This window comes from Photobacterium rosenbergii (genome assembly GCF_003026455.1).
GTDB classification, from domain to species: Bacteria; Pseudomonadota; Gammaproteobacteria; order Enterobacterales; family Vibrionaceae; genus Photobacterium; species Photobacterium rosenbergii.
Map to the genome: position 1 here is coordinate 24,617 of NZ_PYMB01000015.1, position 25,671 is coordinate 50,287.

24 protein-coding genes are annotated in these 25,671 nt (G+C 47.8%); 9 read left to right on the forward strand and 15 right to left on the reverse strand.

Features of this window, described 5'->3' with window-relative positions; all coding sequences use genetic code 11:
* The first annotated feature begins 253 nt into the window (after positions 1-253).
* Positions 254-2,452, forward strand: coding sequence for a YccS family putative transporter (gene yccS, locus C9J01_RS20885; RefSeq protein WP_107300081.1), 2,199 nt, complete (start codon positions 254-256; stop codon positions 2,450-2,452).
* A gap of 69 nt (positions 2,453-2,521) precedes the next feature.
* Here yccS and C9J01_RS20890 read toward each other — a convergent pair whose 3' ends face one another.
* The 7 genes from C9J01_RS20890 to C9J01_RS20920 form a co-directional block, all read right to left on the reverse strand.
* Positions 2,522-2,917 carry a DUF2391 family protein gene (locus C9J01_RS20890; protein WP_107300082.1) on the reverse strand — a complete coding sequence of 132 codons (396 nt, stop codon included), beginning with the start codon at positions 2,915-2,917 and terminating at the stop codon, positions 2,522-2,524.
* An 85-nt stretch (positions 2,918-3,002) separates the two neighbouring features.
* Positions 3,003-3,353, reverse strand: a complete 351-nt coding sequence (locus tag C9J01_RS20895) for a RidA family protein (protein WP_107300083.1) — start codon at positions 3,351-3,353, stop codon at positions 3,003-3,005.
* Between the two features lie 164 nt (positions 3,354-3,517).
* Complete coding sequence (locus C9J01_RS20900) at positions 3,518-4,351, reverse strand: MaoC family dehydratase (RefSeq protein ID WP_107300084.1); 834 nt, start codon at positions 4,349-4,351, stop codon at positions 3,518-3,520.
* 87 nt (positions 4,352-4,438) lie between these two features.
* A complete protein-coding gene (locus C9J01_RS20905; RefSeq protein ID WP_107300085.1) occupies positions 4,439-5,044 on the reverse strand; it encodes a molecular chaperone TorD family protein in 606 nt (201 codons plus the stop codon).
* Between the two features lie 93 nt (positions 5,045-5,137).
* Positions 5,138-5,914 carry a dimethyl sulfoxide reductase anchor subunit family protein gene (locus tag C9J01_RS20910; protein ID WP_107300086.1) on the reverse strand — a complete coding sequence of 259 codons (777 nt, stop codon included), beginning with the start codon at positions 5,912-5,914 and terminating at the stop codon, positions 5,138-5,140.
* 3 nt (positions 5,915-5,917) lie between these two features.
* Positions 5,918-6,535, reverse strand: coding sequence for a DMSO/selenate family reductase complex B subunit (locus tag C9J01_RS20915; protein WP_107300087.1), 618 nt, complete (start codon positions 6,533-6,535; stop codon positions 5,918-5,920).
* Between the two features lie 12 nt (positions 6,536-6,547).
* Positions 6,548-8,980 carry a DMSO/selenate family reductase complex A subunit gene (locus C9J01_RS20920; protein WP_201797855.1) on the reverse strand — a complete coding sequence of 811 codons (2,433 nt, stop codon included), beginning with the start codon at positions 8,978-8,980 and terminating at the stop codon, positions 6,548-6,550.
* Between the two features lie 572 nt (positions 8,981-9,552).
* Between C9J01_RS20920 and C9J01_RS20925 the strand changes: the two genes are divergently transcribed.
* The 4 genes from C9J01_RS20925 to C9J01_RS20940 all read left to right on the forward strand — a co-directional run bounded on the left by C9J01_RS20925 (position 9,553) and on the right by C9J01_RS20940 (position 13,108).
* Complete coding sequence (locus C9J01_RS20925; RefSeq protein ID WP_107300089.1) at positions 9,553-10,191, forward strand: LysE family translocator; 639 nt, start codon at positions 9,553-9,555, stop codon at positions 10,189-10,191.
* A gap of 548 nt (positions 10,192-10,739) precedes the next feature.
* The gene (gene cfa / locus C9J01_RS20930; RefSeq protein WP_107300090.1) at positions 10,740-11,882 is read left to right on the forward strand and encodes a cyclopropane fatty acyl phospholipid synthase; all 1,143 of its coding nucleotides are present in this window, start codon (positions 10,740-10,742) and stop codon (positions 11,880-11,882) included.
* Positions 11,883-12,010: 128 nt separating this feature from the next.
* Positions 12,011-12,514, forward strand: a complete 504-nt coding sequence (locus C9J01_RS20935; RefSeq protein ID WP_107300091.1) for a hypothetical protein — start codon at positions 12,011-12,013, stop codon at positions 12,512-12,514.
* A gap of 183 nt (positions 12,515-12,697) precedes the next feature.
* Positions 12,698-13,108, forward strand: coding sequence for a hypothetical protein (locus C9J01_RS20940; protein WP_107300092.1), 411 nt, complete (start codon positions 12,698-12,700; stop codon positions 13,106-13,108).
* Positions 13,109-13,167: 59 nt separating this feature from the next.
* Here the strand turns inward: C9J01_RS20940 and treC are convergent, their stop codons facing one another.
* From treC to treR, 3 genes are all read right to left on the reverse strand, one after another.
* Entirely contained in the window at positions 13,168-14,847 is a 1,680-nt protein-coding gene (gene treC, locus C9J01_RS20945; RefSeq protein ID WP_107300093.1) for an alpha,alpha-phosphotrehalase, read from the reverse strand.
* Positions 14,848-14,949: 102 nt separating this feature from the next.
* On the reverse strand, positions 14,950-16,374 hold the full coding sequence (gene treB / locus C9J01_RS20950; RefSeq protein ID WP_107300094.1) for a PTS trehalose transporter subunit IIBC: 1,425 nt from the start codon (positions 16,372-16,374) through the stop codon (positions 14,950-14,952).
* A 245-nt stretch (positions 16,375-16,619) separates the two neighbouring features.
* Entirely contained in the window at positions 16,620-17,564 is a 945-nt protein-coding gene (gene treR / locus C9J01_RS20955; protein WP_107300148.1) for a trehalose operon repressor TreR, read from the reverse strand.
* Between the two features lie 406 nt (positions 17,565-17,970).
* Here treR and C9J01_RS20960 point away from each other — a divergent pair, with 406 nt between their 5' ends.
* Both C9J01_RS20960 and C9J01_RS20965 read left to right on the forward strand, forming a co-directional pair.
* A complete protein-coding gene (locus tag C9J01_RS20960; protein WP_107300095.1) occupies positions 17,971-19,137 on the forward strand; it encodes a Card1-like endonuclease domain-containing protein in 1,167 nt (388 codons plus the stop codon).
* 289 nt (positions 19,138-19,426) lie between these two features.
* Entirely contained in the window at positions 19,427-19,732 is a 306-nt protein-coding gene (locus C9J01_RS20965) for an isoamylase early set domain-containing protein (protein ID WP_107300096.1), read from the forward strand.
* Positions 19,733-19,787: 55 nt separating this feature from the next.
* Here C9J01_RS20965 and C9J01_RS20970 read toward each other — a convergent pair whose 3' ends face one another.
* Positions 19,788-20,726 (reverse strand): LysR substrate-binding domain-containing protein, encoded by a 939-nt coding sequence (locus C9J01_RS20970; protein ID WP_107300097.1) that lies wholly within the window; start codon positions 20,724-20,726, stop codon positions 19,788-19,790.
* A gap of 130 nt (positions 20,727-20,856) precedes the next feature.
* Between C9J01_RS20970 and C9J01_RS20975 the strand changes: the two genes are divergently transcribed.
* Positions 20,857-21,420, forward strand: coding sequence for a sugar O-acetyltransferase (locus C9J01_RS20975; protein ID WP_107300098.1), 564 nt, complete (start codon positions 20,857-20,859; stop codon positions 21,418-21,420).
* Between the two features lie 21 nt (positions 21,421-21,441).
* Positions 21,442-21,996, forward strand: a complete 555-nt coding sequence (cyaB, locus tag C9J01_RS20980; protein ID WP_107300099.1) for a class IV adenylate cyclase — start codon at positions 21,442-21,444, stop codon at positions 21,994-21,996.
* Between the two features lie 13 nt (positions 21,997-22,009).
* Here the strand turns inward: cyaB and C9J01_RS20985 are convergent, their stop codons facing one another.
* From C9J01_RS20985 to C9J01_RS21000, 4 genes are all read right to left on the reverse strand, one after another.
* Positions 22,010-22,414: a VOC family protein gene (locus C9J01_RS20985; protein WP_107300100.1), complete on the reverse strand. Its 405-nt coding sequence runs from the start codon at positions 22,412-22,414 to the stop codon at positions 22,010-22,012.
* A gap of 110 nt (positions 22,415-22,524) precedes the next feature.
* Positions 22,525-23,745: a hypothetical protein gene (locus C9J01_RS20990; protein WP_237157030.1), complete on the reverse strand. Its 1,221-nt coding sequence runs from the start codon at positions 23,743-23,745 to the stop codon at positions 22,525-22,527.
* Positions 23,746-23,750: 5 nt separating this feature from the next.
* A complete protein-coding gene (locus C9J01_RS20995; protein WP_107300101.1) occupies positions 23,751-24,434 on the reverse strand; it encodes an ABC transporter ATP-binding protein in 684 nt (227 codons plus the stop codon).
* Positions 24,435-24,447: 13 nt separating this feature from the next.
* On the reverse strand, positions 24,448-25,671 hold the full coding sequence (locus tag C9J01_RS21000; RefSeq protein ID WP_107300150.1) for an ABC transporter permease: 1,224 nt from the start codon (positions 25,669-25,671) through the stop codon (positions 24,448-24,450).

Here is a 25,671-nt window from a genome sequence, read left to right on the forward strand (position 1 = left end):
TGTGCATGTTATTATTTTGCGGAGACTTTTACAGCGAGTTGTTGCCAATTTACACAAGGCAAAAACTGTGAGTTGCGTTGGTTAAATTAAGCAGCAACCCTCTGGTAAATATTCATTTCCAGACCAACACGAACAAAAATCAACCTAGAAATGCCTGCACAAACCCTATAACTGCGTTTTTTATGTGGATTAATAACGCTTGCGAACTGAAGTTTGCTATCTTTAGCGCTTCACTAGGAAGACCATAAAAACAATGACAAATAGCCGCTTACAATTAACCTTGCGTCGTTACTGGGCAAACGACCGGATAAACTACAGCATACGTGTACTTATCGCCTTGGTTGGGGTTGCTCTCCCCTGCTGGTACCTAGAGGCTACCACTGAAGTCACGCCTTTAGTCTTGGGGATCATTGCCTCTGCGCTCGCCGAAACGGATGATAATTTAACCGGACGTATCAAAGCTCTCATCACCACCCTGCTTTGTTTCGTTCTTGCCTCTTTCTCGATTGAAATCCTATTCCCTTACCCACCGTTGTTTGCTATTGGGTTATTTACTTCGACCTTTGGCTTTATCATGTTGGGCTCGATGGGGGCACGTTACGCTAGCATCGCGTTTGCTTCTTTGTTGCTGGCGGTATACACCATGCTGGGAGCCGCGCAAAGTCCGAATTTGTGGTACCAACCAATGTTACTGCTTGGCGGCGCAACCTGGTACGGGCTGCTATCACTTAGCTGGCAGGTATTGTGGCCAAACCAACCTGTTCAACAAAGCCTGTCTAAAGTCTTTACCGAACTGGCCTGCTACCTCGATAGCAAGAGCCAACTATTCGAACCGGTTGCTGATCTTGTCCCGCAGCCTCTACGCCTGCAAGCTGCAACCAAGAATGCCAAGGTTGTCAGTGCACTGAATGATGCCAAATCAACCTTGCTTCACCGTGCCCGCCGCGGCCACCCAAATGAAACAGGCGACAAATTCCTCAAGATCTATTTCTTGGTGCAAGATATCCACGAGCGGGCCAGCTCTTCCCACTATCGCTACCAAGACTTGGCCGCTGAGTTCCAGCGCAGTGATGTCCTGTTCCGTTTCCAGCGCCTACTTACCCAACAAGCTAAAGCCTGCCGGGAAATTTCCCACGCCTTGGCAATGGGAAAATCTTACAGCCATGGTATCGAGAGCGTAAAAGCTCTGGATGAACTACAAGAGTCCCTGTTTTATCTCAAGAGCCAAAATGACCCCAAGCGCCGGGTGTTTATCAACCAGTTGGAATACCTGTTCAACAACCTTGCTACGGTAGAGCGCCAGCTATCTAATGTCAGTAACCCGGATGTATCGGCCACCGACAGCGCCCGTGATAATGAGCTGTCAGACACCGAAGCGCGCAGCATGAAAGAGCGCTGGCAGCGTATCCGTGCCCAGCTTGATCCAAGCTCGATGTTGTTCCGGCATGCATTGCGTATGGCTATAGCGCTGACCGTGGGTTATGGCATCATTCTCGGTTTAGATTTAGAACGGGGATACTGGATATTGCTAACCACCCTGTTTGTCTGCCAGCCTAATTACAGTGCAACCCGCCAAAGGCTTAAACAAAGGGTAATTGGCACCTTAGCCGGTTTGCTGATTGGTATGCCCTTGTTGTACCTGTTCCCGGGACAAGAAGGCCAATTGGTACTGATGGTCTTTACCGGTGTGATGTTCTTTGCCTTCCGTACCGCCAACTACGGCGTAGCGACTATGTTCATTACCTTGCTGGTGCTGTTCTGTTTCAACCAACTTGGCGAAGGCTTTGCGGTCATATTGCCGCGTCTCGGCGATACCCTACTCGGCTGTTTACTTGCGGTATTAGCGGTGAGCTTCATCCTGCCAGATTGGCAAGCCCGTCGCCTCCATAAGGTAATGGCGACAGCCATAGAGACCAACCGTGACTATCTGGCGCAAATAATTGGCCAGTACCGGATCGGTAAAAAAGACAGTTTGAATTACCGTATTGCCCGCCGCGATGCGCACAATACCGATGCCCAGCTCAGCACCGCAATCAGCAACATGCTGCTGGAGCCCGGCCGTTACCGCATGGCCACGGACGAGAGCTTCCGCTTCTTGACACTGAACCATGCCATGCTGAGCTATATCTCGGCCCTAGGTGCCCACCGTACTCAACTAGAGGACGAGAGCACCCACCACTTGGTCTCTCAGGCCCACCGGCAGATCCACCAGCACTTAGACTGCTTGGCCGCCCAGTTGGCTGGCAACCACTGTGCTCAGGCACCGGAATCGGATAGCGAGCTGGATCAACGCCTTTCGCTGTGGCGCGATGAGGATTCCACTTCGGCCCGTATGGTGTTGCAACAATTACACCTTATCCAACGCATGTTGCCCGAGCTTCATTCATTGGCCAATAAACTAGCGGCAAGGACCAATGAATCGTCTCAGGCTGAGAATGGAAAAACAGCCTAATTAGTAAACAAAGAAGATAAGCGCCATCACTAACCACTTTCTTTATGCAATGGTTGTGATGGCGTTTTTTTATTCTTTATCGAAGCTGTCGACGACGATAGCCCCCATAGACGCTGGCATAGCGATGACGATAATGCGCTTGAACGATGTCACAGGGTCAGACACTAAGGGAAGCTTATCCAAGGCGAGCAAGATGAGGGAAACCACAATAGCGGTAATGAGGTAAGCGATGACAATGCGAAAGACAAAACCGGCCAACCGGTGCTTTACGTTCCCTTGAAAGACACTTTCGTAGGTAAAGACACCGAGGAAAAACACGGCTAAGCAAAACAGCATGACTAAATTTGGCGTGGGCAAGGTTTCACCTAACCGCCATGCTTCTTCAGAAAAGGAAATAGGGACAGCAAGGGCAAATGCGCCAACACACACTTGGCTTGCGTCCTCCATATTAAAATTCAACATGATGTTATCCAGTGAAAATACCGTACAACACCATCATGGCTCATTGCATAACAAAAAGATAAATTTGTTTTAGCGCCAAGCGGAAATATTAGCTAGCCGCTGCCACAAACGCCATTTCGACCAACAGGTTAGGGTCAGCGAGTTCCACTTTGACACAAGCCCGGCTTGGTGCACAGCCCTCTGGTAGCCACGCCTCCCAAGCGGTGTTCAATGCATCAAAATTGGCAAAATCAGTGACGTAGATAGTCACAGACAACAGCCGGGATTTATCACTACCCACACTGGCCAACATCTCTTCGGCCTGGGCAAAAATCTGGTTAACCTGACCGGTCATATCGGCGCTGGTATCTTGCTCTGCCACTTCTACAAAATGTGCAATACCATTAAATACCGTCACATCAGACCATCGCTTGGTCGGGTTAATTCGCTGAATATCCATGCTACTTTCCTTTGATACCCCAAGCTTGGTACTTGGGTTTATTGATTATTAGGGCGATATAATAGCGAAAAACTGTCCTAACAGAATCTGCTAACTCACTCATAAACGTAACTATTTATAAATGTCAGGTTATAAATACCAAGCGGCTCGAGTGCTACCTAGGTTCAGCAGTAATGTCCCTCTACCAAAGGCTTACCTTCACTGTTGATCAACCTTAATTCCCCCTCCCTAACCTCCAACTCAGCGATGGAAGGTAAAAAGGCCGGACGGCGGAAAGTAAACTCAACCTGATTTACTGTAGAGTCAATGGCTGCAAACATCTTTGCGACTGAGTACATACCGTGAATAATCGGTGCTTTAAAGCCGAACGGTTTTGCTGTTAGCCAATGAAGGTGGATGGGATTGTAATCGCCGGAAACGGCTGCATAACCCCTCGCTATTTGAGGTGTCAGCGTGAGTTTGTCCCGCTTGGTCCAAGCAAGCGATTGTCCCCCTTCATCACCTGTCGCGTCGGTTGTTTTTTTCCGGTCATTTGTAGGTAGCTTATCTCGCAACAAGCAACGGCTGCGATAACTCGCCAGGTAAACGCTATCAAGTGTAAAACGTCCTTCAAGCTCAATCTCCAAGCCTTTGTCGGTTTGAATGCATTGAATGACACCCAGCGTGAAGTCATAGGCCTTACCGATTTGCAATGGTGTTTGTTGATGGAAGCTGACATGGGTGTGGATCATACCCAGCAGTTTTAAAGAAACAGAAGGATGGGTAAGTAACAGCAACTGGGCGGGTTGGGTGGCCACAAACAAATAAGGAAGAGGTAACCGATCCTGAGGCAAACCACAGCATGTGTTATAGCGATTAACGTTATCTCTATCAAAAGTAAAACCATCGATGGTAATATTTATCGATGGCAAAGGCTCCCTTCCCTTCTTCAGCATAGCCTTGGCCAATAACGACAATAGAGACGGTAGTTGGTTCTGCTTGATACAAATCGTTGTCACAGGTTGTTCCCTTCAGTAAGGCAAAAAGCAAAAAACCGAGCGTAGCCCGGTTTTAGCACTGGATGATGATATCCAAATCCAATCATCTTATTTGTATAAAGGCTTCTCGGCTGGCGATAACTCCAATTCTTCAACCAAAGAAGTGAGATATAAATGTGCGACCTTGGCAAGGTTTGGATAGAACGGCGATATCCCTTCCACCTGTTGCAAAACCTCAAGGTAGCGCAATGCCCACGGCAATAGGTGCTGCTCTAGCAGTACGGCGCTGGCATCAAATTTCTCAGATTCCATAAACTGCGCAAAGGCCAATAGCATCAAACCAAATTGATCATCTGGCTCTCGCATATGGGTATCGAGGGCAATACCGTTGCTTGCCAGGAAACGGCGATACTCAACGGTAGACTCCCCCATCACAATACTTTCTTTGTCGAGGTAGACCGAGCCCCACGGTGGCGCAGGCATTTCCCCAAGCCCTTCGAACAATAAACTGAACTCTCCAGCTAACTCATCATGCTTTGCGCTGTCTTGAATTTGGCCTGCCATTTCTTGCACGAGGGTTCGAACTTTTTCTTGATGCTTGGGTTCAAACTGCTCAGGGAGATCGCAAAGGGCAGGAAGAATAGCCTCAACCGAAGGGTGGGAAGGAGAATAATAGAACAGAAAACCTAGGATCCTAGGTACAAGGGTGATCATCAATTTTTACCTGGCTGTTGTCATCAGTAACACTACTCTATGTTTGTTACTGCCCACTCCCCTATTTAAGAAGTGGGCAGTAAAAGCATCCGCTTACATCGGGATTGCCCACAGGTTATAGAAGGCAATGCGGCCAATCAGTTCACCAACCAGCATGACACCCGCACCAGCAATCAACAATGGTTTAGCCGCTCCCTTTTGGCTGAAGATACCACAGCCAATCAGTACAGCAACCAACAATGCCACAGCTTGTGCGCCCCACAGGCTATATTGGTTTACTGCCAGCTCAGGTGCGGCCTGAGTAACAAAACCGATATAATCAGGCTTCGCCGCAAGCGATACCAGCGCACCGACAGCCAAGGTTGCAAAACCCAACTTGTGAGCACCCAGCATCAGGGCAAACGCACCACCGGCAACCAACACCGTTAGCCACATCTGCAGTGAAGTATGGGCAGTATCCCAACTTGCCACTGTTGCCAACTGGTATACCTGAGGGATAGACCAAGCGAAAAGCAAACCAGCTAATACTGTCGCTTTGTTAGCCAGTTTATACAAAGACTCTTTCCCCGGCATGAAGCTCAACGCAACGGTCGCAGCCGCACATGCCATAAACAAGCCACTCAGAATAATCTCGTTACTCATTGGAGAACGGCCCAAACCGAACAACAAGTTGAATGCACGTAGCGGTTGCCCCATGTGAAGGCCACCGATTGCCGAGCCGACCAACAGCAGGGCCGCAGCGACTATGTTGGCTGTTTTCAGCTGCACATCACTGATTTGCTTCGTCGTGAAAGCCAACAGTGACAATAGGAAGATACCCACTGCAGCCTGGCCGAATACCGTGAAAAAGACTAATGGTAATTCATGCATGGCTTAGATCTCCTCTGGGTTCAGTACAGCGCCTGTCGAATCCCCTGTCGGGCGCGAATCAGCATGAGCTTTAACAACCAAGTTAGGTTTGGTCATTGATGGGTTTGGCAGCGGTGCGATGGCATTCTGCTGGCCGTAGCGCTCACGCAGTACCTGAATTTCATCGAAATCCAATGCACGCTGTGGGCACGAGTCGACACATACCGGCTTCTTACCTTCGGCAACGCGCTCGAAACAGCCATCACACTTTGACATCACCTTTTTCTCGGCATCGAACTGCGGCGCGCCATAAGGGCAGCGCATTTCACAGTAGCGGCAACCTACACAGGCATCTTGGTTAACCACAACCAAACCGTCTTCCTTACGCTTGTGCATTGCACCTGTTGGGCAGCCCGCGACACAGGTCGGCTCATCACAGTGGTTACAAGAAATAGATAGATAGTAGTTGAAGACATCTTGGGTCCAGGTATTACCATCTTTCTTCCAAATACCGCCACCGTACTCATAGACACGGCGGAATTTAGGACCGATATCCTGATCCTTCTCGTCCTTACAACTTACCGAACAAGTTTTACAGCCAGTACACTTCGCTGAGTCTACGAAAAAACCGTATTGTTTCATTTGTTATTCTCCTTAGACTCGCTCAATTTCAACAAGGTTTGTGTGCTGCGGGTTGCCTTTCGCCAACGCCGTCGCTCTCATTGTGGTCAATGTATTGATACAACCACCTACATCGACACCGGCCTTGTTCTTCTGCGCCCATGCCCCTTCAGGGATAGCAACCGTCCCAGGAATGATGCGTGCAGTCACTTTTACCGGCATACGCAAACGGCCACGATCGTTGAATACCTCAACCTGGTCACCGTGCTTGATACCGCGCTGCATCGCATCTATTTCGTTCATCCAAACAGTATCTGGCGCCACTTCTTTCAAATGAGCAACCGATGCATAAGTAGAGTGGGTATGACCTTTGGTATGGAAACCGGTTAGCTGCAGCGGGTATTTCTTCAGCATCTCGTGATCTTCAATACCTTCTACCGCTGGGTGGTAAACCGGGATCGGAGAAATATCATCACCTTCCAGCATCGGACGCTCTTGGGCGAGCTCAGCGAGCGCTTCAGAGTAAATTTCAATTTTGCCTGATGGCGTTTTTAGCGGGTTAGCTTCAGGGTTATCGCGGAAATCTTTCAGTGCAATGTGCTCGCTCGAATCGGCCAGACGGCGATCTACCACGCCCATACCATCGGTCTCGGCAAACGTAGGCAACGCCGGATTGTTCTTACGAACCTGACCATAGGCATGCTCAAGCCATTGCTCGTAAGTACGGCCTTCAGTGTAGGCTTCCTTGAGACCCATTTTTTCAGCCACTTCTGTCAGTACATCGTACACACGGCGGTTTTCCCACATTGGTTCAATCGCCTGCTGTACGCGAACCATGTAATGGTAAGCACCTGACTGGTATGAGTTATTAATCAGATCATCCGTTTCCATCGTCGACACGTCAGGCAATAGAAGATCGGCATAGCGTGCAGTCGGTGTCATGTGGTTATCCCACACCAGGTTGAATTCAAGCTTTGACTCATCCGCCAAGATTTCATGGGTACGGTTAAGATCAGAGTGCTGGTTGCCTGCGACGTTACTGGCGTAGTTCCACAGGAATTTGATATCGGAAGACAGTTTCTCAACGCCACGAACATGATCAGCTTTCGCCGTCATTTCCGAGCCGCGCACAATCGCATCTGTCCATAGGAAACATGGGATAGATGCTTTAACCGGGTTTGGCAGAGCCAGACCAGATAGTACGTAAGGAACACTACCGCCCCAGGTACCAATGTTGGTGCCATGGCGACCGAAATGGCCGGTCATAATAGGTAGCATCATGATGGCGCGAGAAGCTTGTTCACCAGTTTGGGTACGCTGAACACCCCAGCCTTGGGAGATCCATGCCGCTTTGGCACCTGCAATTTCACGTGCAAGTTGCTTGATACGTACCGCTGGGATACCGGTCAGTTCACTTGCCCATTCAGGGGTTTTCTCAACCTGATCTGCACCCAAGCCGAGGATGTATGACTTGTAAGAGCTGTTCTCTGGCGCACTCTCCGGCAGAGTTGACTCATCCCAACCCACAGAAAAGCGGTTGAGCATTTCCTCATCAATCAAATCTTCTTTGATCAGGGTATGGCCTAATGCAGCAACTAGCGCGGCATCAGTACCCGGGCGGATTGGCAACCACTCGCTGGCAAACGCTGTCACACTGTCGGTGCGGCGCGGATCAATCAAGATCACTTTGGCGTTGCTCTGCTCAAGGGCATGATAGATCTCAGCAATCTGGCCACCACCAGACATGCGTGTCTCAGCCAGATTTTGGCCAAACATCACCACAAGATCAGAGTTTTTGATTTCAGAGAATAGTGTTTGTTGCTCAGTACCGTAGATGTTGCCCGCCTGACCAAAGACATAAGGCTGGATAGCATTCATCTGTGCTTCAGAGTAAGTGTTGTGTGAACCTAGGAAACCACCCGCCACATTCAACAAGCGACGACAGGTATTAGGCCCTTGCAGGTTACCGCCGGTAAGGCCAGAACCGTAGTTGTAATACACCGCTTCATTACCATATGTCTCGATCACACGAGAAAGCTCCTTGGCAAGAATCGTCGTGGCTTCATCCCAACTGATACGCTTGAATTTACCTTCGCCACGTTTGCCGACACGTTTCATTGGGTACTTCAAACGGTCAGGGTTGTAGGCACGGAAACGTGCAGAACGACCACGCAGGCAAGGACGGATTTGATGCTGGCCGAAAATCGCCTCATCGACACCATCTTCAGGTGAAATTTTCACCGCAACGCCATCACGGACATGGACTTTGAATGGGCAGCGGCTACCGCAGTTTACCAAACAAGCACTGTACTTGATGGTCTCTTCGCCAACTGGTGCTGCATCGGTCGCGGATGCTTTGAACGGTAGGGTCATTGAGCTTGCAGTCGCCGCAGCGCCAGTAACCGCCGCTGACTGCTTCATAAACTTCCGTCTACTTAACAAGTAAGACTGAATTTTGTTAGTGATAGTCATTAATAATGCCTCTTTTTAGTTTGTAGGCACTATTAACCAATTAGGGGTAGCTAAATATGATCTCTATCAACCCGATTCTGGCTCACTATTAAAGAATGTAACACAGTATTAACGGGATATGAAAAACAAACTTAGCTGTTTAAAATCATAACCTTATACCCAAAATATAAATGATAACCATTATTAATGGTCAAGCTTTTAAAAAGCTTAAGTGGAAACTTGTTTGTTTGTCACTTTTTCCATAGTGAAAACATCATTTTCTAATCTATTTTCTATTAGAAAACTGATTTTTCATATAAAACCATTAGCAATGCATTTGTCCCATAGACAGTAAAAAGCAGCATAATTAAAAACAACCTTACACTGAGTAACATCTGGACACATGCCGGACATTCCTTTTTAGCCCTTCCTTGGTGCTATGGCGAATAAGCCTTGCCTCTTAGCACAAACATTCAACAATTCACCAACAAAGCAAATAAACAAACTAAAAAATACAATCAATACGTTTAAATCAACCACAAAAAGGACTAGAATCCAGCACCTTGTAAATCAAACACCGAATTACCATGATTGATCTCTCTGTTTTACCTGTATATTTGACCGCTGTTATCGCCCTGCTATTGATCCCTGGTCCAGACATGCTGCTGATCGCCAGTTCCAGCTTGAGCTACGGTAAAAAGGTGGGGGTATTCGCCAGTCTAGGTAATGCAACTTCTGGATTGATCCTCACGCTGCTTGCCGCCATGGGGGTTTCAGCCCTTATTGCGATGAACCCTATTGCCTTACAAGTGCTTCGTTTGCTTGGCGGTGCCTACCTATTAAAAATGGGCTGGGACTGTATGCGCACCAAGCCATCCGATGCGCCGGAAGTCGCACAAAGCAATAGTGTCGCCAAGACCCTATACCGCCGCGCGGTGATCAGTAATCTGCTTAATCCAAAGGCGTTAATTTTCTTTGTCTTGTTCCTGCCGCAATTTGTCTCGACCCAAGTCACGGCGACTTCTGGCGAACAAATGTTGGTGCTTGGCCTGCTACTGAACGTACTAGGCCTTTTGTTCAACCTGTTCCTCGTTACTATGATCGGTAGCCTGGGCCAGCCACTACTGAAAAACGAAAAGTTCCGTACCAACCAACATAAGTTCATGGGACTCATCTTCTTCGTTCTCGCAATTTGGTTGCTTGCCTCACAGGTGCCTGCTGTATAAAACACTGGCCTTAACCTCCCGGTAAATAGAAAGGGCATCTCAAGAGATGCCTTTTTTGTGTCTTGCCCATTCTTGTTTCTTACCCACTGCCGTAACAGACAGGCCGATTAAATGACGAGTTGTGCTAGCATTTGATCCTTGCCACGCGCCGAAACCACCTCGGCATAGCGTACAAAGTGCTGAAAGTTATTTATCGCAAGTTTTCATTCTTTGATATCACTAGAGAGAAAAGCAACGGCCCTATACTCTTGCTCTATCAGGGGTAGGAGTTGCAATAGCGTAGCATTTGCTTTCTGAATATCACCAAAAATACAATGTAATTTTTGAAAATACATTTAACAGTAATTAATGCATAAATTAATTAGTTAGCGAAATACTATTCGCAAACATTCACTGACAAAGCTACCTATATTGAATTGAGTCAGTAATTATTTAGTTTTTATGTTAGTTCTACTAAATAGTAGGTTAGGAAAAAATGAACATCATGATTATCAATATCATGGTACTTTCCAATCTCACACTGTTATGTAAAATTCAGCAGGTAAGTTATGTCTTATTTGAAACTTTTTAATGAGCTATTAAGCCCAGCCGATATTCAGATTAATGGAACAAGGGAGTGGGATATTAGGCTGCACGATGAAGCTGCGCTCGACAGGATCCTCGTGGATGGCTCATTGGGGTTAGGTGAAACTTACATGGAAGGTTTATGGGACTGCGACAGAATAGATGAGTTAGTCCACCGTATTACTCAGCACAACCTTGAAGATAAATTAAGCGTCAAAGCCAAGCTCTTGCTCGGCGCACACCTTGGTAGAAAGAAAGTTGTGAATTTCTTCAATCGACAAAGTGTAGAGCGCTGCAACAAAGACGTTCCTTTTCACTATGATCTTGGCAACGATTTGTTCGAGAACATGCTCGATGAACGAATGACCTACACCTGCGCCTATTGGAAAGAGTCATTCGATCTTGATAGCGCCCAAACCGCCAAACTGGATCTGATATGCCGTAAACTTGGTTTGAAGCCAGGGATGAAAGTGCTCGATATTGGTTGTGGTTGGGGTAGCTTCATGAACTACGCTGCCGAGCATTATGGCGTGGTATGCCACGGCTTGACCCTCTCAAAAGAACAAACCGCCTTGGGAATGGAAATAGCCCGCCGCAAAAATCTACCCGTCAGCTTTATTCTTCAGGATTACCGTCAATATGTTCCAGCAGTCACCTATGACCGTGTGGTATCAATCGGGATGATTGAGCATGTCGGGCCTGAAAACTACAAAGATTATTTCACCTGTGCCAACCGATTCCTTAAAGATGACGGTTTATTCTTGCTCCATACCATTGGTAGTCCAGAATCAAAAACAGAAACGGATCCATGGATTAATAAATATATCTTCCCTAATGGCGTGATCCCATCCATTTCCCAGCTAGGGAATGCAATGGAGCACATGTTCAATATCGAAGATCTGCACAACATCGGCCCAGATTACGACAAAACATTAATGGCATGGTGCCGTAACTTCGAGAAGAACTGGGACAATATTGCTGAAAAATACGGTGATAGATTCTACCGGATGTGGCGATACTACCTACTGTCATGTGCAGGTGCATTCCGCAGCCGTAGTTTGAGTGTCTGGCAATTAGCGCTTACTAAGGAAGGAACCAGCCTTCCGCAATTTGCCCGTGCTGTTTAATCACGAGCACTAGCCTATGCACTTAGCAACAACAGCGCACTTTACACTATCTGTGCACTGAGCAAGAAACGAGAGAGGGAGCCATTCTCAGTGATACGGCTTCTTCCTCCCCACAACGAGAAAACACTATGCAATCCACTGTTGTCAAAGTCTATGAGTCCAAAGACTCGGTACTCTACACCACTTGTATCAAGGCTCGTAAGTACGAGCTGACGGCAGATTTATCAACGTCACGTGAAAATGCCATCGAAGCGTTGTTAGTCTCCCATGACATTGCAGCCAAAGGCTCGATAGAGATCAGGGATATCCAAGTACTGGAAGAATCAGGCTCGCATACAGAGCTCAATATTTATGCTTTTTATTTCCCAGCCCATGTCAACGTGTATATTCGAGCGGTAAGAAACCCACACACCTTTATCTTTCAGGTAGACATCGCTGATGGTCATTATCACTACTCGTCTAGTCATCCTCTGCGCGCTAGTGACTTAACGAGAATGTCATTAAAGTCACATTTCCCAGATATCCGAGACTTTAAGGTTATTCTCGATAAAAAAGATACAGATAAAATGCCATCTGAAATAGCCGTCAATGAATATTCTCAAGTACACATGATGGCGAACGCTGTGATATGAATATTCATGACTTTCTGTCAATTCTTCACAATATCATCGTCTTTGCTGTTTTCCTGATCATTGCTGCAAAGGTGGCAATAAGGCTTGAATCAAAAAATAACAGCAAAAACCAAGAATAACATTTGAACAAGTTATCAATTACGATATCTCCCAGCTGGGAAGATATAAAGGAGAGGATGATTAATGACTCCTTTAAAATATATTTTAGAGTCTCACCAAGAAATTAATCACAACACCGACGAGCTTATGACAGTACTATCCCATACCGCCTTGGGTGTCTGTATAAATAAGCCCTTGGATCGTGGCCGATGGATAAAAGACTACCTCACAAAAGTTAAGCCTAACTTTACACCCAAAGGCTCTGCCTGGAAGCTCATCGATGGTTGCCTCAAAGAATCCACACCTAATCGTATAGCCCGCTGCTTCGAGACCTTCTACCAGTTTTATTGGGGCACCCGTCCCTATGCTGCCGCGCGGCCATTACCGGGCCAAGTAGAAAGAGCCAATGCCCGCATCGAGGCCTACTGCCGGCTCAAAGATGCCGTTACTGCCGACACAACTCACGCCCAAGGTTATCTGGCGATGGCATCATGATGGGAGGCTATCTGATACAGAAAAAGCGCCATGCGGCGCTTTTTCAATCTCAACTCTACTTACTTGGCAATCAAGATAATACGAGTTTCATACGGCTTCAGAGTGAAGTTGTTGTCCTGAGCAGTATTCATCGATTCCGTATAGTTATACAGCAAGCACTGACCACTAGCTACATCTATCCCTTCAGGCAGCAAGCATTCGACATCTTCGCCATAGTAGTTGTTCACGCACAACAAGATCTGACTTTCTGATTCACGTTTGTAGCAGAAGATACGATCGTGCTCTGGCATCAAATCGGTATAATCGCCCTCGGTGATCACGGCAACGTCTTTACGCAGTTGAATCAGCTTACGGTAGAAGTGGAATACGGAGTTCTCATCTTCAACCGCGGCTTTGGCATTGATCTGCGGGTAGTTCTCTGCCACTTGCAGCCAAGGCTGTGCCTTGGAGAAGCCGGCATATTCACTGTCATCCCACTGCATCGGTGTGCGGGAGTTATCACGGGATTTCTGCGCTAGGATCGCCATCATCTCGTCATGGCCAACACCTTGCTGGTTCACCATGATGTCGTACATGTTGGTACTTTCCACATCACGGTATTGCTCAATAGAGGTATAACCTGGGTTGGTCATGCCGATCTCTTCACCCTGGAAGATATACGGGGTACCCTGCATCATATGAACTGATGCACCCAGCATTTTGGCAGATTCAACACGGTAGTTCACATCATCACCCAAACGGCTGACCACGCGTGGTTGGTCATGGTTACACCAAAACAGTGCGCCCCACCCTTTACCATTCAAGCCAAGCTGCCAGTGGTTAAAAATCGATTTTAGCTGATGGAAATCAAACGGTGCTTTGGTCCACTTCTCACCATTAGGGTAATCCACTTTCAAGTGATGGAAGTTGAACACCATCGACAACTCTTTGCCATCGAGCGATGAATATTGCTGGCAGTGCTCAAGTGTTGTCGAAGACATCTCGCCTACTGTCACAGAACCATATTTCTGGAACACGGCTTCGCTGATTTCCTGCAGATATTCATGGACACGAGGGCCATCAGTATAAAAGCGACGACCATCGCCAATGTTGTCGTTCGGGAAGTCTTGCTGCTTGGAAATCAAGTTAATGACATCAAGGCGGAAACCATCGACACCTTTGTCGGCCCAGAAGCTGATCACTTCTTTGACCTCTTCACGAACCTTCGGGTTTTCCCAGTTCAGGTCTGCTTGTTCTTTGGCAAACAGGTGTAAGTAATATTGGCCAGTAGCCTCGTCCAGTGCCCAGGCATTGCCACCGAATTTCGACTGCCAATTGGTTGGCTCAGCGCCGTCTACCGGATCTTTCCAAATGTAATAATCACGGTAAGGGCTGTTCTTATCACCCAGTGCCGACTGGAACCAAGCATGCTCGGTCGAGGTGTGGTTTACGACAATATCCATGACAATTTTGATGTCACGCTGATGCGCTTGTGCCAGCAATTGATCAAAATCGGTCATGGTGCCGAACTCTGGATTGATATTGTAGTAGTCGGAAATATCGTAGCCGTTATCAATCATTGGCGAGCTGTAAACCGGCGTCAGCCAAATCGCATCGACACCCAAGGTCTTGAGGTAGTCTAGCTTGGCAATGATCCCTTGAATATCACCGGTTCCCTTGCTGCCACTGTCACAGAAGCTTTTTGGATAAATCTGGTAAATCGTAGCGGTACGCCACCATTCAAGTTGCTCTTTCAACATAATAACCTGCACACTTAAAAAATCAGAAAAAGGTAGCTGGTCTTAAAAATCAATCGACCAGCTACAAATCACACAGGGCTTTCCCCATTACTAGGCAGTTACCTAGGCAGTTGCTTCACTCAGTTCACCTTTTGCTTCAGCACGCTTGTACATAAACAAGGTCAGTGCCATCGGTACCACAACAGCAACAACCATTGCGATGAAATACACCAGCCAGTATTGCGGCTGAATAGATAGGATGCCCGGTAGACCGCCGACACCGATGCCGTTCGCCATCACGCCTGCGCTACCACAAATTGCTGCGGCAATCGCCGAACCGATCATTGCGCTCAGCATCGGGAACTTGTATTTCAGGTTGATACCGTACATCGCAGGCTCAGTAACACCTAGATAAGCTGAGATGGCAGCTGGTACCGAGATTTCACGCTCATTCGCTTTCTTGCTGATAATGATGATGCCAACAACCGCTGAAGCCTGAGCAATGTTAGATAGAGCAATCAAAGGCCAGATAGGAGTACCACCCATTGACTGCATAAGCTGCAAGTCAACAGCGTTGGTCGTGTGGTGGATACCTGTAATAACCAGTGGGGCATATAGGAAACCGAAGATCATCGCACCAAAGATAGCGAAATCACCCGTCATCGCAGCCTGTGCCGCGTAACCCACACCATCGCCAAGCATACGGCCAAATGGACCGATGAATGCATGGGCAAGGATGACTGCAGTAATGATTGAAACAAATGGTACAATCACCAGGTACAGGTAAGCAGGAATCACTTTTTTCAGATTGGTTTCAATCAGTGCCAAGGCAATACCGGCTAACATTGCTGGGATGACCTGAGCCTGATAACCGACCTTTTCAATGGTGAATAGACCAAAGTCCCACACTTCCGGCAATTGCTGACCTATCAAATAGGCGTTCATCAACTGCGGTGACACCAGTGTCACACCCAATACGATACCCAGAATAGGGGTGCCGCCCAGTTTCTTCACTGTCGACCAGCACACACCAACTGGCAGGAAGAAGAAGATCGCTTCGCCTATCAGCCATAGGAAAGAGTGAACGGTTGCCCAGAACTGGCTGATCTCAGTCAGGGTTTGGCCATCGAACATCTTGATGTCGCCGATGACATTACGGAAACCGAGGATCAGACCACCGGTAATAATCGCTGGCAGCAATGGAACAAAGATTTCAGCAAGGTGGGAGATCCCACGCTCCAGCAAGCTCATGTTCTGGCGGGCAGCGACTTTCGCTTCTTCCTTACTGGCACCCGACTGGCCGGTATATTCATTAAGTGCTTTATATACCTGATCAACTTCGGTACCGATCACGACCTGGAACTGACCAGCATTGGTAAAACAACCTTTTACCATGCTCAGTTTTTCAATTTCCTTAATCTGCGCTTTGTCTGTGTCTGCCAATACAAAGCGCAAACGGGTCAGGCAGTGGCTGACGCTTGCAATGTTGTCCTTACCGCCGATTAACTCGACCAAACGTTCTATCTGCTGTTGGTTAATCTTACTCATGCCGATTGTCCATCGTTATAAAAATAGGAATGTGTTGGGTTGTCTGTCTTTGTTCACTTCTAAACTTATGGGAATGTTCCCACTTGATGTAACAAATAGTGTCAGATCCGCTCCCTGATGGAAATGGGAACATTCCCATTTCGTGAATCAGTTCACAACCTACACCTATAGATTAACAGCAAATTAGTGATCCAGATCTTGCTTGCGGTTGATTGAGGTTTTGATTAAAGCGATGAAGCAGCCTTTTAATATGAAGCTTGCTGAATGAGATGAGTCACTTCTTGCTGGCCAGACAACTGCTTAATCAACAATTGGGCAGAGACTTTACCCGCTTCAAAGTAGCCAGGGTCGATACTGAACGTATTGGGGAATAAGAAAGACAGCAGATCCGTTGCCCCTACCCCAGAGACCTGAATATCAGTGCGGCCTAGCTCCTGCAAGCGCTTGGCAACACCCATTGCCAAGGTATCACTGGCACAGACAATCGCTTCTGTACCTGCGCTAAGGACCTGATCGGTAATTTGATAAGCGCTGTCATAACTCAGCTGCCCAGTCTGGTAACTAGGTTCAATCCCTAGCTTGCGGCAACTTTCAAGATAAGCATTGAGGCGGAGTAAACCCGTGGTACGGTCAGATTCATCAACACCGATATAACTGATAGCCTGCTTACCATTAGCAACCAGCTTGTCCATGGCAAGGGAAATCAAGCCCTGATGGTCATAGTCCACCGAGGAAATGGCGTCGGTATCAGTCGCAATAACCACCGCTTTGTGGCCTAGCTTTTCGATGCTGGTCAGATCGCAGCCTGAGAAACCAAACACAATCACGCCATCAACATTTCGCTTTTGCAGCACAGCCAAGTGCTCATTGGTTTTCTCTGCGCTGAATTGGCTTTCCATGATCACCGCATCATAACCAGCCTTGTAGATGACATCGAGAATGCCGCTGACCGCTTTGTTTTCCGACGGTGAATCCAAGCGCGACAGAATAATACCTACTACCTTGGCACTGCCTCCCCGCATCGCTTGGGCTGACTTGGATGGCACATAGCCAGACTCACGGATCACCTGCTCGACTTTCTCTCTGGTCGCCGGCTTTACTTTGGGATCATTAGTCAGTACACGCGAAACGGTTGATTTGCCGACACCTGCCAGTTTGGCAATGTCTAGGATTGTAAGTTTCTGGGTCATAATCATTCGAGTTATTGGTTTCACTACCTATTGTCACTGAGAACGGGATAATTTCAATCATTTTCCTGGCACAAAACAGCAAGCTGCACTTTGACACACAATTTTGTTCCAAAAATCGCTTACGTAGCGGAACAAAACTTCATTTATCCTGACAAACCCTTACATAGCTCAGACATTTCTTTGAATTTATTCAATTAAGTTATTACCAAAGTGCCCATGAACCAACGCACTTAACACAAATAATATAGACATAAGCAACAGTGTGACTTGATTTTAATGAACACTGTCCGCATATATAAATGATGACAAATAAAAAGCGCCACTGACTGACTACAACGCACGGGCCACCCTTTGAATCACATTATCGATGAGCCGGCACAGTCTCAGCTAACGCTTAAGGAATTTTATGATTACACATGTTGGCATAATCGATCAGGACCCCGTAAGACTGATCACCCCCCTTCTCGACCACGGCGTCCCTGCCGATAAGATGATTTTTATCGGTACGGAAGCGCAACAAGAGCAATACGACCGACTAGCGTCAATTTTGTTACCTCGTAATATCGAGGCCGAGTTTTTCATCATTCCTGACTCCATCAATATCACACGCATTCGAGCTCGCATTATCGAGCTGGCAGAAAAACTCAAAGCCTCCCAAACCGATGTCTGGTTCAATGCCAGTTGTGGCCTCCGCCACCGTCTACTTTCCGCCTATGAAGTATTCCGCACTTACCACTGGCCTATCTATGTGATTGAGCCATTCAGCGATGAAATGTGCTGGCTATACCCGGCAGACCGAGAACAACAACAAGTCGAAGATCGCATTCAACTTACCGATTATCTCACTATTTTCGGCGCCCGTTGTGAACTCCCGGAAAGCCTCGTACCCGAAGAGCTTAACGAGCAGCTTTGGGAGTTAGGCCAGCGCTGGGCAAGTTCAGCCCTTGAGCTAGGCCCTGGCCTTGCCACCCTCAACTACTTGGCGACCACTTGCCGCAAAGAGCAGAAGCTAGATGTTGCGCTAAGTGAGAAACAGCAAGGCTATAAAGAGTTAGGCATGTTGCTCAACGATCTGGAAGAAACAGGCCTTGCCACCTACCACGATGGCGTTTTGACTTTCAAACATGAAGAAGCCCGCCGGTTTGCCAATGGTGAATGGCTAGAGAATTTGGTTCACAGCACAGTACGTGCGATTCAAAGTGATCTGCCAACTATCCAAGACCACTCGCTGGGTGTGCAGGTCTACCGCCAAATTGGTGACCGTGAAGTGCGTAACGAGCTTGATGTGGCAACCGTCGTTAACAACAAACTTCATATTATCGAATGTAAAACCAAAGGGATGCGTGACGACGGCGATGATACCCTTTACAAGTTAGAATCACTGCGTGATCTACTCGGTGGCCTGCAGGCCCGTGCGATGCTGGTAAGCTTCCGTCCATTGCGCCATCACGATGTAGTCCGTGCCCAAGATCTTGGCCTTGCGATTATCGGCCCTGACCAACTTGGCGATCTACAAACCCATCTACATAACTGGTTTAAAGATGCCGGTGGCCAAAGCCACAATATTGCTTAATTGATATAGGCACTTATCTCAATGAATTGAAGGGGAAACATAGGTTTCCCCTTTCTTTTTGGCTTCATGGCCGCAAAAGGGGCTTTTCATGATGAGCTTCCCTCGATACCAAACTTGGAAGCTCATGGACTATAAGTGGGCACCGATTTGGTGCAATAACGCCCCAAAACAGGGCAATGAAAAGCAAAAAGCCACCTCGTCTCAGCGCTACCCCAGCAAACATAAGCCATTGATTATTGGCATTTAAATTGCTTATCTTGAACCATTAGCTTTAATTCAAGGAGAGATGATGATTAAGAAGCGCTTTTTTAAAACCAAAGATGAAGTAGAAATCACCTTTGAGTGGCCACAAGCCGAGGGGAAAGCGGAAACTGTAGCCGTATCGGGTGATTTTACCCAATGGCAGGCAACCCCAATGAAGCTGAATAAAAAGAAAGTCTTTAGCCTCAAGCTTCGCTTACCCAAAGATGAGCAGTATCAATTCCGCTACCTGATCAATGGCTCGGAGTGGGAAAACGACCCAAGCGCCGATGACTACATCCAAAACGGATTCGGTAGTGACAATGGCCTGCTTTCGACCCACAGCAGCCTTTGATATTTACCCATACTTCCAATAAAAAAAGGGCTAAACAGTGTTTAGCCCTTTTTTATTAATCAGAAAACTGGTTGATAATCAGCTCCCTGAGCCATTTATGGCTGGGATCACTGTCGAACTGTTTGTTCCACAGCAAGAACTGACCGCCGGGTTCGAGGTCGAGCGGTAAGCGCTTTACCACGATTTCCGCTTTATCGACAAACTCACGGACGCATTCATAGGGGTATGTGGTGAGCAAGTCGCTCTTTTCACACATCCTTACGGCACTGGCAATGTCGGACATATTGACCGCATTGTCGAGCTTAAGGCGCTTGGCCGCCAGTACTTCATGCAGCAACCAGGTATTTACCCCGCCAGTGACCACTTGGATATGGCGGTATTTCAAAAAAGTCTCAAGGCTCCATTCCTCATCCAATGCAGGATGCCCTTTGCGCATCACGCAAGAGGAAGCATCTCGCATCAGTTCGACATAACTTAGCGATTCAGGGATCGTCTCAACATGAGTTTTCGCCCGGTTGTCCCACTCGAAAATGCCTATGCCAAAGTCCACCTCCCTCCTTTGCAGCCGCTGGATACTGTTTTCATTCCAGTCGCGGCTATTAATAGTAATATTCGGTGCTTCGGCTAACGCTTCAGGCAAAAAACGCGGGTAAATGGTCGAATAGGCGGTTTCAATCAGGTCGATATTGAATGAGCGGGTACTGCTTTCCGGCTCGAAACGGTCGGGATCGCTGAGCTGGTCAACCTGCAGCAAAATCTGTTGCAACTTCGCTTCGAGAGACAAGGCTTTTGGCGTCGGCAACAAGCCTTTCGATTCCCGCTCAAACAAAGGGTCATCAAATACTTGGCGTAGCTTTGTCAGCTGCTTACTCACCGCAGATTGCGACAAGTAGAGCTTATCTGCAGCCCGACTGACACTTCGCTCTTGCAGTAACACATACAGGCAAATCAACAGATTCATATCATTTTTTAGCAGGCGGGATAAATCGATCATGATATTCCTTTGATTCAACTGTTTAATGAAAATATGTCACTTCTAATCATATCATGGTGCCGCTATAGTGCTTGCTAGAATCTACTGTGGGCAGTTCAACCGGCCCAGTTTGAAACAAATTGGAAAGACAATGACCGAATTCGAAAAAATGCTTGCTGGCGAAGACTTTGACGGTGGCGATGAAGGGATTAATGAGATTCGTAACAACGCCGCACACTTATTGAAGACCCTAAACCAGACCATTGATGATACCCAGCGGAGTGAGCTTCTTGGCCAACTGATGGGGGAAATGCCAACCTCAAGTATCATCCGCTCCCCTTTCCATTGCGAATTCGGCAAAACCATCTTTATCGGTGAAAAGACATTTCTCAATATGAATGTCACTATGCTGGACGGCGCCAAAATTACCATTGGCAACAATGTACTGATCGGCCCGAATACCCAGTTTTACTGTGCCAGTCACTCTCTGAACTACCTTGAACGCCGCAAATGGGCGACCACCTGCCAACCTATCACTGTTGAAGATGATGTATGGATCGGTGGCAACGTCGTGATCAACCAAGGCGTGACTATCGGTGCCCGTTCCGTTATTGCAGCAAACTCTGTGGTCAACACAGACGTCCCGCCCGATAGCCTCTACGGTGGCACACCTGCCAAACTGATCCGCCGCATCCACGAAAATGATCAAGATTGATAAACCTATAGGTAAAACGAAATGAGTGATGAGCATTTCAAAGGTAAATATGAAGTCGAGTTGAAGTACCACGTAGCGTCAAAAGCGGCTTTCCTTCAGGTAATAGGGACGCTTCCCCATGAAGTCATGCTGCTCGACAATACGGAAACGGATTGGTACTTCGATACTCCTGAGCGCACTCTTGCCACGCAAAACAAGAGCGTTTCTATCCGAGAGATGGAGCCTTCGGGCATTAAATTATGGATAGTCAAAGGCCCAGAGGCTGACCGCTGCGAAGCGACCAATATCACCGATGCAAAAGCAGCCAAAAGCATGTTGGCAACCATGGGCTATGAGCCGTATTTGGAGATGAAGAAAATACGCAGTATTTACTTTGTTGGCCAATACCACATTACCTTGGACTTCCTCGAAGGCATCGGGCACTTCGCTGAGTTTGCCATCATGACCGATGAAGAATCACTTCTTGCTAGCTATAAAACCGAACTTGAACAGTTGGCTAGCCAGTTTGGTCTGACGGCCGAGGATCTCGAGCATCGCTCATATCGAACGCTTTATCAAATGCAGTCTACACTCTAGCGTTTTACGTAAACTAGCGCTTCGGCTTGAGTTCTACCACATTCCCTTCAGGATCTTGGATATAGAGTGAACGGCCAAACCCTTCGGCGCCATAGCGTTCGGCAAAGCCCTCACAGGCAATATTATGTTGGGATAAATACTCAAGGAGCGCATGTTCCTCAACAGGCACGATCTGCAAGCAAAAGTGATCGACATTACGGCCATCTTGGCTGGGCGGTTTACCGCCTAACTGGCCGAGTTGGCTGTCAACCGTAACAAGATCGATCAACGCACTACCGGCACGCAGCTGTACTAGCCCCATTTCCTTGGGCAGTTCTCGCTCCAATTTCGCACCGAGTACTTGGCAATAAAAATTGAGCATATCAGTTAGTTTGGTGGTTCTTAGCACTACATGGTCAATCCCTTCGAGTTTTATCATCCCCGCTCCCGTTACCCTGTCATTGATACCAACAAACACGCATAGTGAGTGGTTTTCGCTTCTTGTTGGTTTTCACTTTTCACCCTCACTATTACTCAGTGTGGACGAAGCTAAAAATTCCAGCGAATCTGGGCAAACAGCAAGGTGCTGGCCGTTTCCCCAAACAAACTATTCCCACTGCCGTCAAAGCGCTGGATAACACCGAGTAACTGCCAGTCATCTGCCAGCGAGTAGCTATTGCTTGCACCGACGAAATAGGAGCCGTCATCATAGTAGGATGCTGACAGCGTCAACCGACTAAGTGGTGTCACATCCAGACTGGCATCGGCATAGGCCGTCCAGCGGGTAAAACTCAACGTTCTGGCTGTCAACGGCAGGTTCAAAAAGGCAATGGCATTTTGTGGGTCTTGCGGGTTTGAAATGTATAACACCGCCCCCCGTGCCATCCAGTTTCGCTGGCCGCCAAAGCTGTAATCCATTTCGAGGGTGGCGACAGCAGTGTGTTCAAGCTCCTCACCTTGCCATTGGTCTTTGGTTGGTTCAAACCAAGTAAACTCCCCCCTCAAACCCGCACCTTGGACATCTCCAGCAAAGCCAGCGCCAATAACGTTATCCAGCAAGGACTTCCCAGCCAATACCTGATAATCCCATCCTTTGTGGTTGAATAAGTAGCGGCCAGCGTAACTGTTCAAATCACTGTCTGAATTGGGGTTAACCACGACATCAACCGAACTGGCAAAACCCAGCTTGCGGCTGACCATAACCGCATCGCTACCCGCTCGCTCTTCATAATCAAAATCATAGATAGAATAAGAATTGAAGATATCGTTTGGGTTCCATAACGTCGCCATGGCCCAGTTTATACGAAAACGGCCACCTCTAACCTGCCAGTCATCACGCTGCCAGTTGACATAAAGGCGATCGAATTGGCTGTTACCCACGACACCTTTTTTATCCAGCCAGTTTTTCGATAAATCCATGTAACCGGTATCTATCGCCACCAGTTCGCCATAGCCGGGGATTTCTGCCGTATCACCAAACAACAAACGGTTACGCATCCCGGCATTGAAGCGTAGCTGTTCATTGAAGCGATATTCAAAATTGAAACGCTGATGGATAAGGTGATCCAGCCCGTTCGAGCCACTGTCTGGCAATGTCCCGGTTGCCATGTATTTCACGTAGCCGTTGAGATCCCAGTTTTTTTCAGGCTCTAGCCCCGGGATCTGCGCATTGGCCACCGGAGCAATTACCGCCAGAAAAGCGGCTAAAGAGACTATTTGGCCTACCCTCGTTTTACGCCCAGCGGTTAAGGCTTCCTTTGGCTTTGGCATCCAGTTCACTGGCGGCGGTCCTCTTTGAGTTGCCCATCTTCAAATACGATCACCCGTTTAGCCCGCTTGATCACCCTTGGGTCATGGGTGGAAAAGATAAAGGTAGTCCCTTCCTTCTCGTTAAGCTGTTGCATAATATCCAGCAGCTCTGAGGTACTTTGGGCATCTAGGTTGGCCGTGGGCTCATCAGCCATCACAAAGCGTGGACGGGGTGCGAGTGCCCTAGCTACCGCAACACGCTGCTGCTGGCCACCGGACAATTTAGCCGGACGCTTGTGCTGCTGGTCCTCAAGCCCTACTTGGGTGAGTAGCTCTCCTGCCCGCCGACGACACGTGGCTTCATCATGCCCTTGCAGCTGCATCACGAATTCGACATTTTCTAGCGCAGTCAGCACCGGTAACAAACTGTAATCTTGGAAAATAAAACCAATATGATCCCGACGGAAGGCAATTAGCGCCTTTTCATCTAACTGGCAAATATCGCAGTCATCAATATGAACACTTCCGGAGCTCGGGCTGTCAATGCCACCAATCATGTTGAGCAAGGTTGTCTTCCCTGAACCAGAAGGCCCCATGATCGCGACAAACTCCCCCTGCTCGACAGTAAGATCGAGAGCTCTTACCGCATGAACCGGAAAATCACTGTCAGGATTATAAATTTTGCACAATTTATTGATTAATATAGTCATTATTTTGTCTCTGTCAGTGCTTGTCAGCCATGGCATCAACAGGCCGTTGTTTGAGAATTTGCCGTGCTGGATAAAGCGCCGCCAACAGGCTCGCAGCAACAACCGTGAAGAAAATCATTTGGTATTCAGTAAAGGTCACTTGGGGATATAGCAAAGTATCGACGCCAAACGCCCCTAAACCCTCGGCCATGGCCCCGAGCGGTATCCCGGTGTATTGCAACACACCGATGACGATCAGGCTCGCGAGTAAACCAAGGCCTGCACCGGTAATTCCAAGCCATGCGGTTTCGAGCATGATCAGAATAAAGACACGATGCTTTTGCATCCCCACCGCCATCAATACACCAAATTCACGAGTGCGCTCGAAGACAGACATCAACATGATATTGACGATACCAAAGCCCATTGCCACCACAAATATACCGAGCATAATGGCATTACTTAGCCCCTGCTGATTGATTAGCGAGGCTAATAAAGGCTGCACCTGCTGCCAGTCGCGGATACGGTTACCCACAGATATGGCTTCATCGCCCCTCAATCGCTTTGCTTGCAACATGGCGGCATCATCACTCTCGAGCAACACAGCGACTTCATGTGCCCCTCCAATGCCTGCTAAAGCAGTAAGATCAGCCCGGCGTACAAAGACATTGCTGTCATCAAAACTAGTTGATGGCGTTTTGAATATCCCTCTTACCCTGAAAGCGGCACCGCTAACATCGCCAGAAGCATCGGTGAAAGTCAGGACCACCTTGGAGCCGATACGTAACTTAAGGCGGGACGCCGTTTTCTCAGAAACCAGTACTGGATTCCGCCCCTCTTCGCTTAGCCACTCCCCTTGGGTAATGTTGTCAGCCAAAGGGGTCACTGTTGATTCCGCTTGTGTATCGATACCGTTGATACGGACGCCACGGTTACTGCGTGCCGATGCTACCATGCCATCAGCAATGAACCGTGCAGACCAACCTTTCAAACCAGGTATCGCCGCAACGGCTTTCTCAACGTCAGGTAAATCTACAATGGTGTGCTTAATATCAGGATCATCAAGGTAAAGCGTGTTCTGGACTTGAATATGGCTGGTCTGCCAAGCAATGGCATTGTGGATCATGCTGCCGTACATGCCTGACAGGAACCCCATCATGGCAACGACCCCCATCAAGCCAAATACCATAGCGCCTAGCATGATGCCGGTACGTAGTTTATTGCGCCAGAGGTTACGCCAAGCCAATTTGAATAACAT

What these genes read in the sequence shown, in the direction of transcription:
- yccS (WP_107300081.1), top strand. Translation starts at nt 254, where the DNA reads ATGACAAATAGCCGCTTACAATTAACCTTGCGTCGTTACTGGGCAAAC.
- C9J01_RS20895 (WP_107300083.1), bottom strand. Translation starts at nt 3,353, where the DNA reads ATGGATATTCAGCGAATTAACCCGACCAAGCGATGGTCTGATGTGACG.
- C9J01_RS20905 (WP_107300085.1), bottom strand. Translation starts at nt 5,044, where the DNA reads ATGATCACCCTTGTACCTAGGATCCTAGGTTTTCTGTTCTATTATTCT.
- C9J01_RS20910 (WP_107300086.1), bottom strand. Translation starts at nt 5,914, where the DNA reads ATGCATGAATTACCATTAGTCTTTTTCACGGTATTCGGCCAGGCTGCA.
- C9J01_RS20915 (WP_107300087.1), bottom strand. Translation starts at nt 6,535, where the DNA reads ATGAAACAATACGGTTTTTTCGTAGACTCAGCGAAGTGTACTGGCTGT.
- C9J01_RS20925 (WP_107300089.1), top strand. Translation starts at nt 9,553, where the DNA reads ATGATTGATCTCTCTGTTTTACCTGTATATTTGACCGCTGTTATCGCC.
- cfa (WP_107300090.1), top strand. Translation starts at nt 10,740, where the DNA reads ATGTCTTATTTGAAACTTTTTAATGAGCTATTAAGCCCAGCCGATATT.
- C9J01_RS20935 (WP_107300091.1), top strand. Translation starts at nt 12,011, where the DNA reads ATGCAATCCACTGTTGTCAAAGTCTATGAGTCCAAAGACTCGGTACTC.
- C9J01_RS20940 (WP_107300092.1), top strand. Translation starts at nt 12,698, where the DNA reads ATGACTCCTTTAAAATATATTTTAGAGTCTCACCAAGAAATTAATCAC.
- treC (WP_107300093.1), bottom strand. Translation starts at nt 14,847, where the DNA reads ATGTTGAAAGAGCAACTTGAATGGTGGCGTACCGCTACGATTTACCAG.
- treB (WP_107300094.1), bottom strand. Translation starts at nt 16,374, where the DNA reads ATGAGTAAGATTAACCAACAGCAGATAGAACGTTTGGTCGAGTTAATC.
- treR (WP_107300148.1), bottom strand. Translation starts at nt 17,564, where the DNA reads ATGACCCAGAAACTTACAATCCTAGACATTGCCAAACTGGCAGGTGTC.
- C9J01_RS20960 (WP_107300095.1), top strand. Translation starts at nt 17,971, where the DNA reads ATGATTACACATGTTGGCATAATCGATCAGGACCCCGTAAGACTGATC.
- C9J01_RS20965 (WP_107300096.1), top strand. Translation starts at nt 19,427, where the DNA reads ATGATTAAGAAGCGCTTTTTTAAAACCAAAGATGAAGTAGAAATCACC.
- C9J01_RS20970 (WP_107300097.1), bottom strand. Translation starts at nt 20,726, where the DNA reads ATGATCGATTTATCCCGCCTGCTAAAAAATGATATGAATCTGTTGATT.
- C9J01_RS20975 (WP_107300098.1), top strand. Translation starts at nt 20,857, where the DNA reads ATGACCGAATTCGAAAAAATGCTTGCTGGCGAAGACTTTGACGGTGGC.
- cyaB (WP_107300099.1), top strand. Translation starts at nt 21,442, where the DNA reads ATGAGTGATGAGCATTTCAAAGGTAAATATGAAGTCGAGTTGAAGTAC.
- C9J01_RS20985 (WP_107300100.1), bottom strand. Translation starts at nt 22,414, where the DNA reads ATGATAAAACTCGAAGGGATTGACCATGTAGTGCTAAGAACCACCAAA.
- C9J01_RS20990 (WP_237157030.1), bottom strand. Translation starts at nt 23,745, where the DNA reads ATGCCAAAGCCAAAGGAAGCCTTAACCGCTGGGCGTAAAACGAGGGTA.
- C9J01_RS20995 (WP_107300101.1), bottom strand. Translation starts at nt 24,434, where the DNA reads ATGACTATATTAATCAATAAATTGTGCAAAATTTATAATCCTGACAGT.
- C9J01_RS21000 (WP_107300150.1), bottom strand. Translation starts at nt 25,671, where the DNA reads ATGTTATTCAAATTGGCTTGGCGTAACCTCTGGCGCAATAAACTACGT.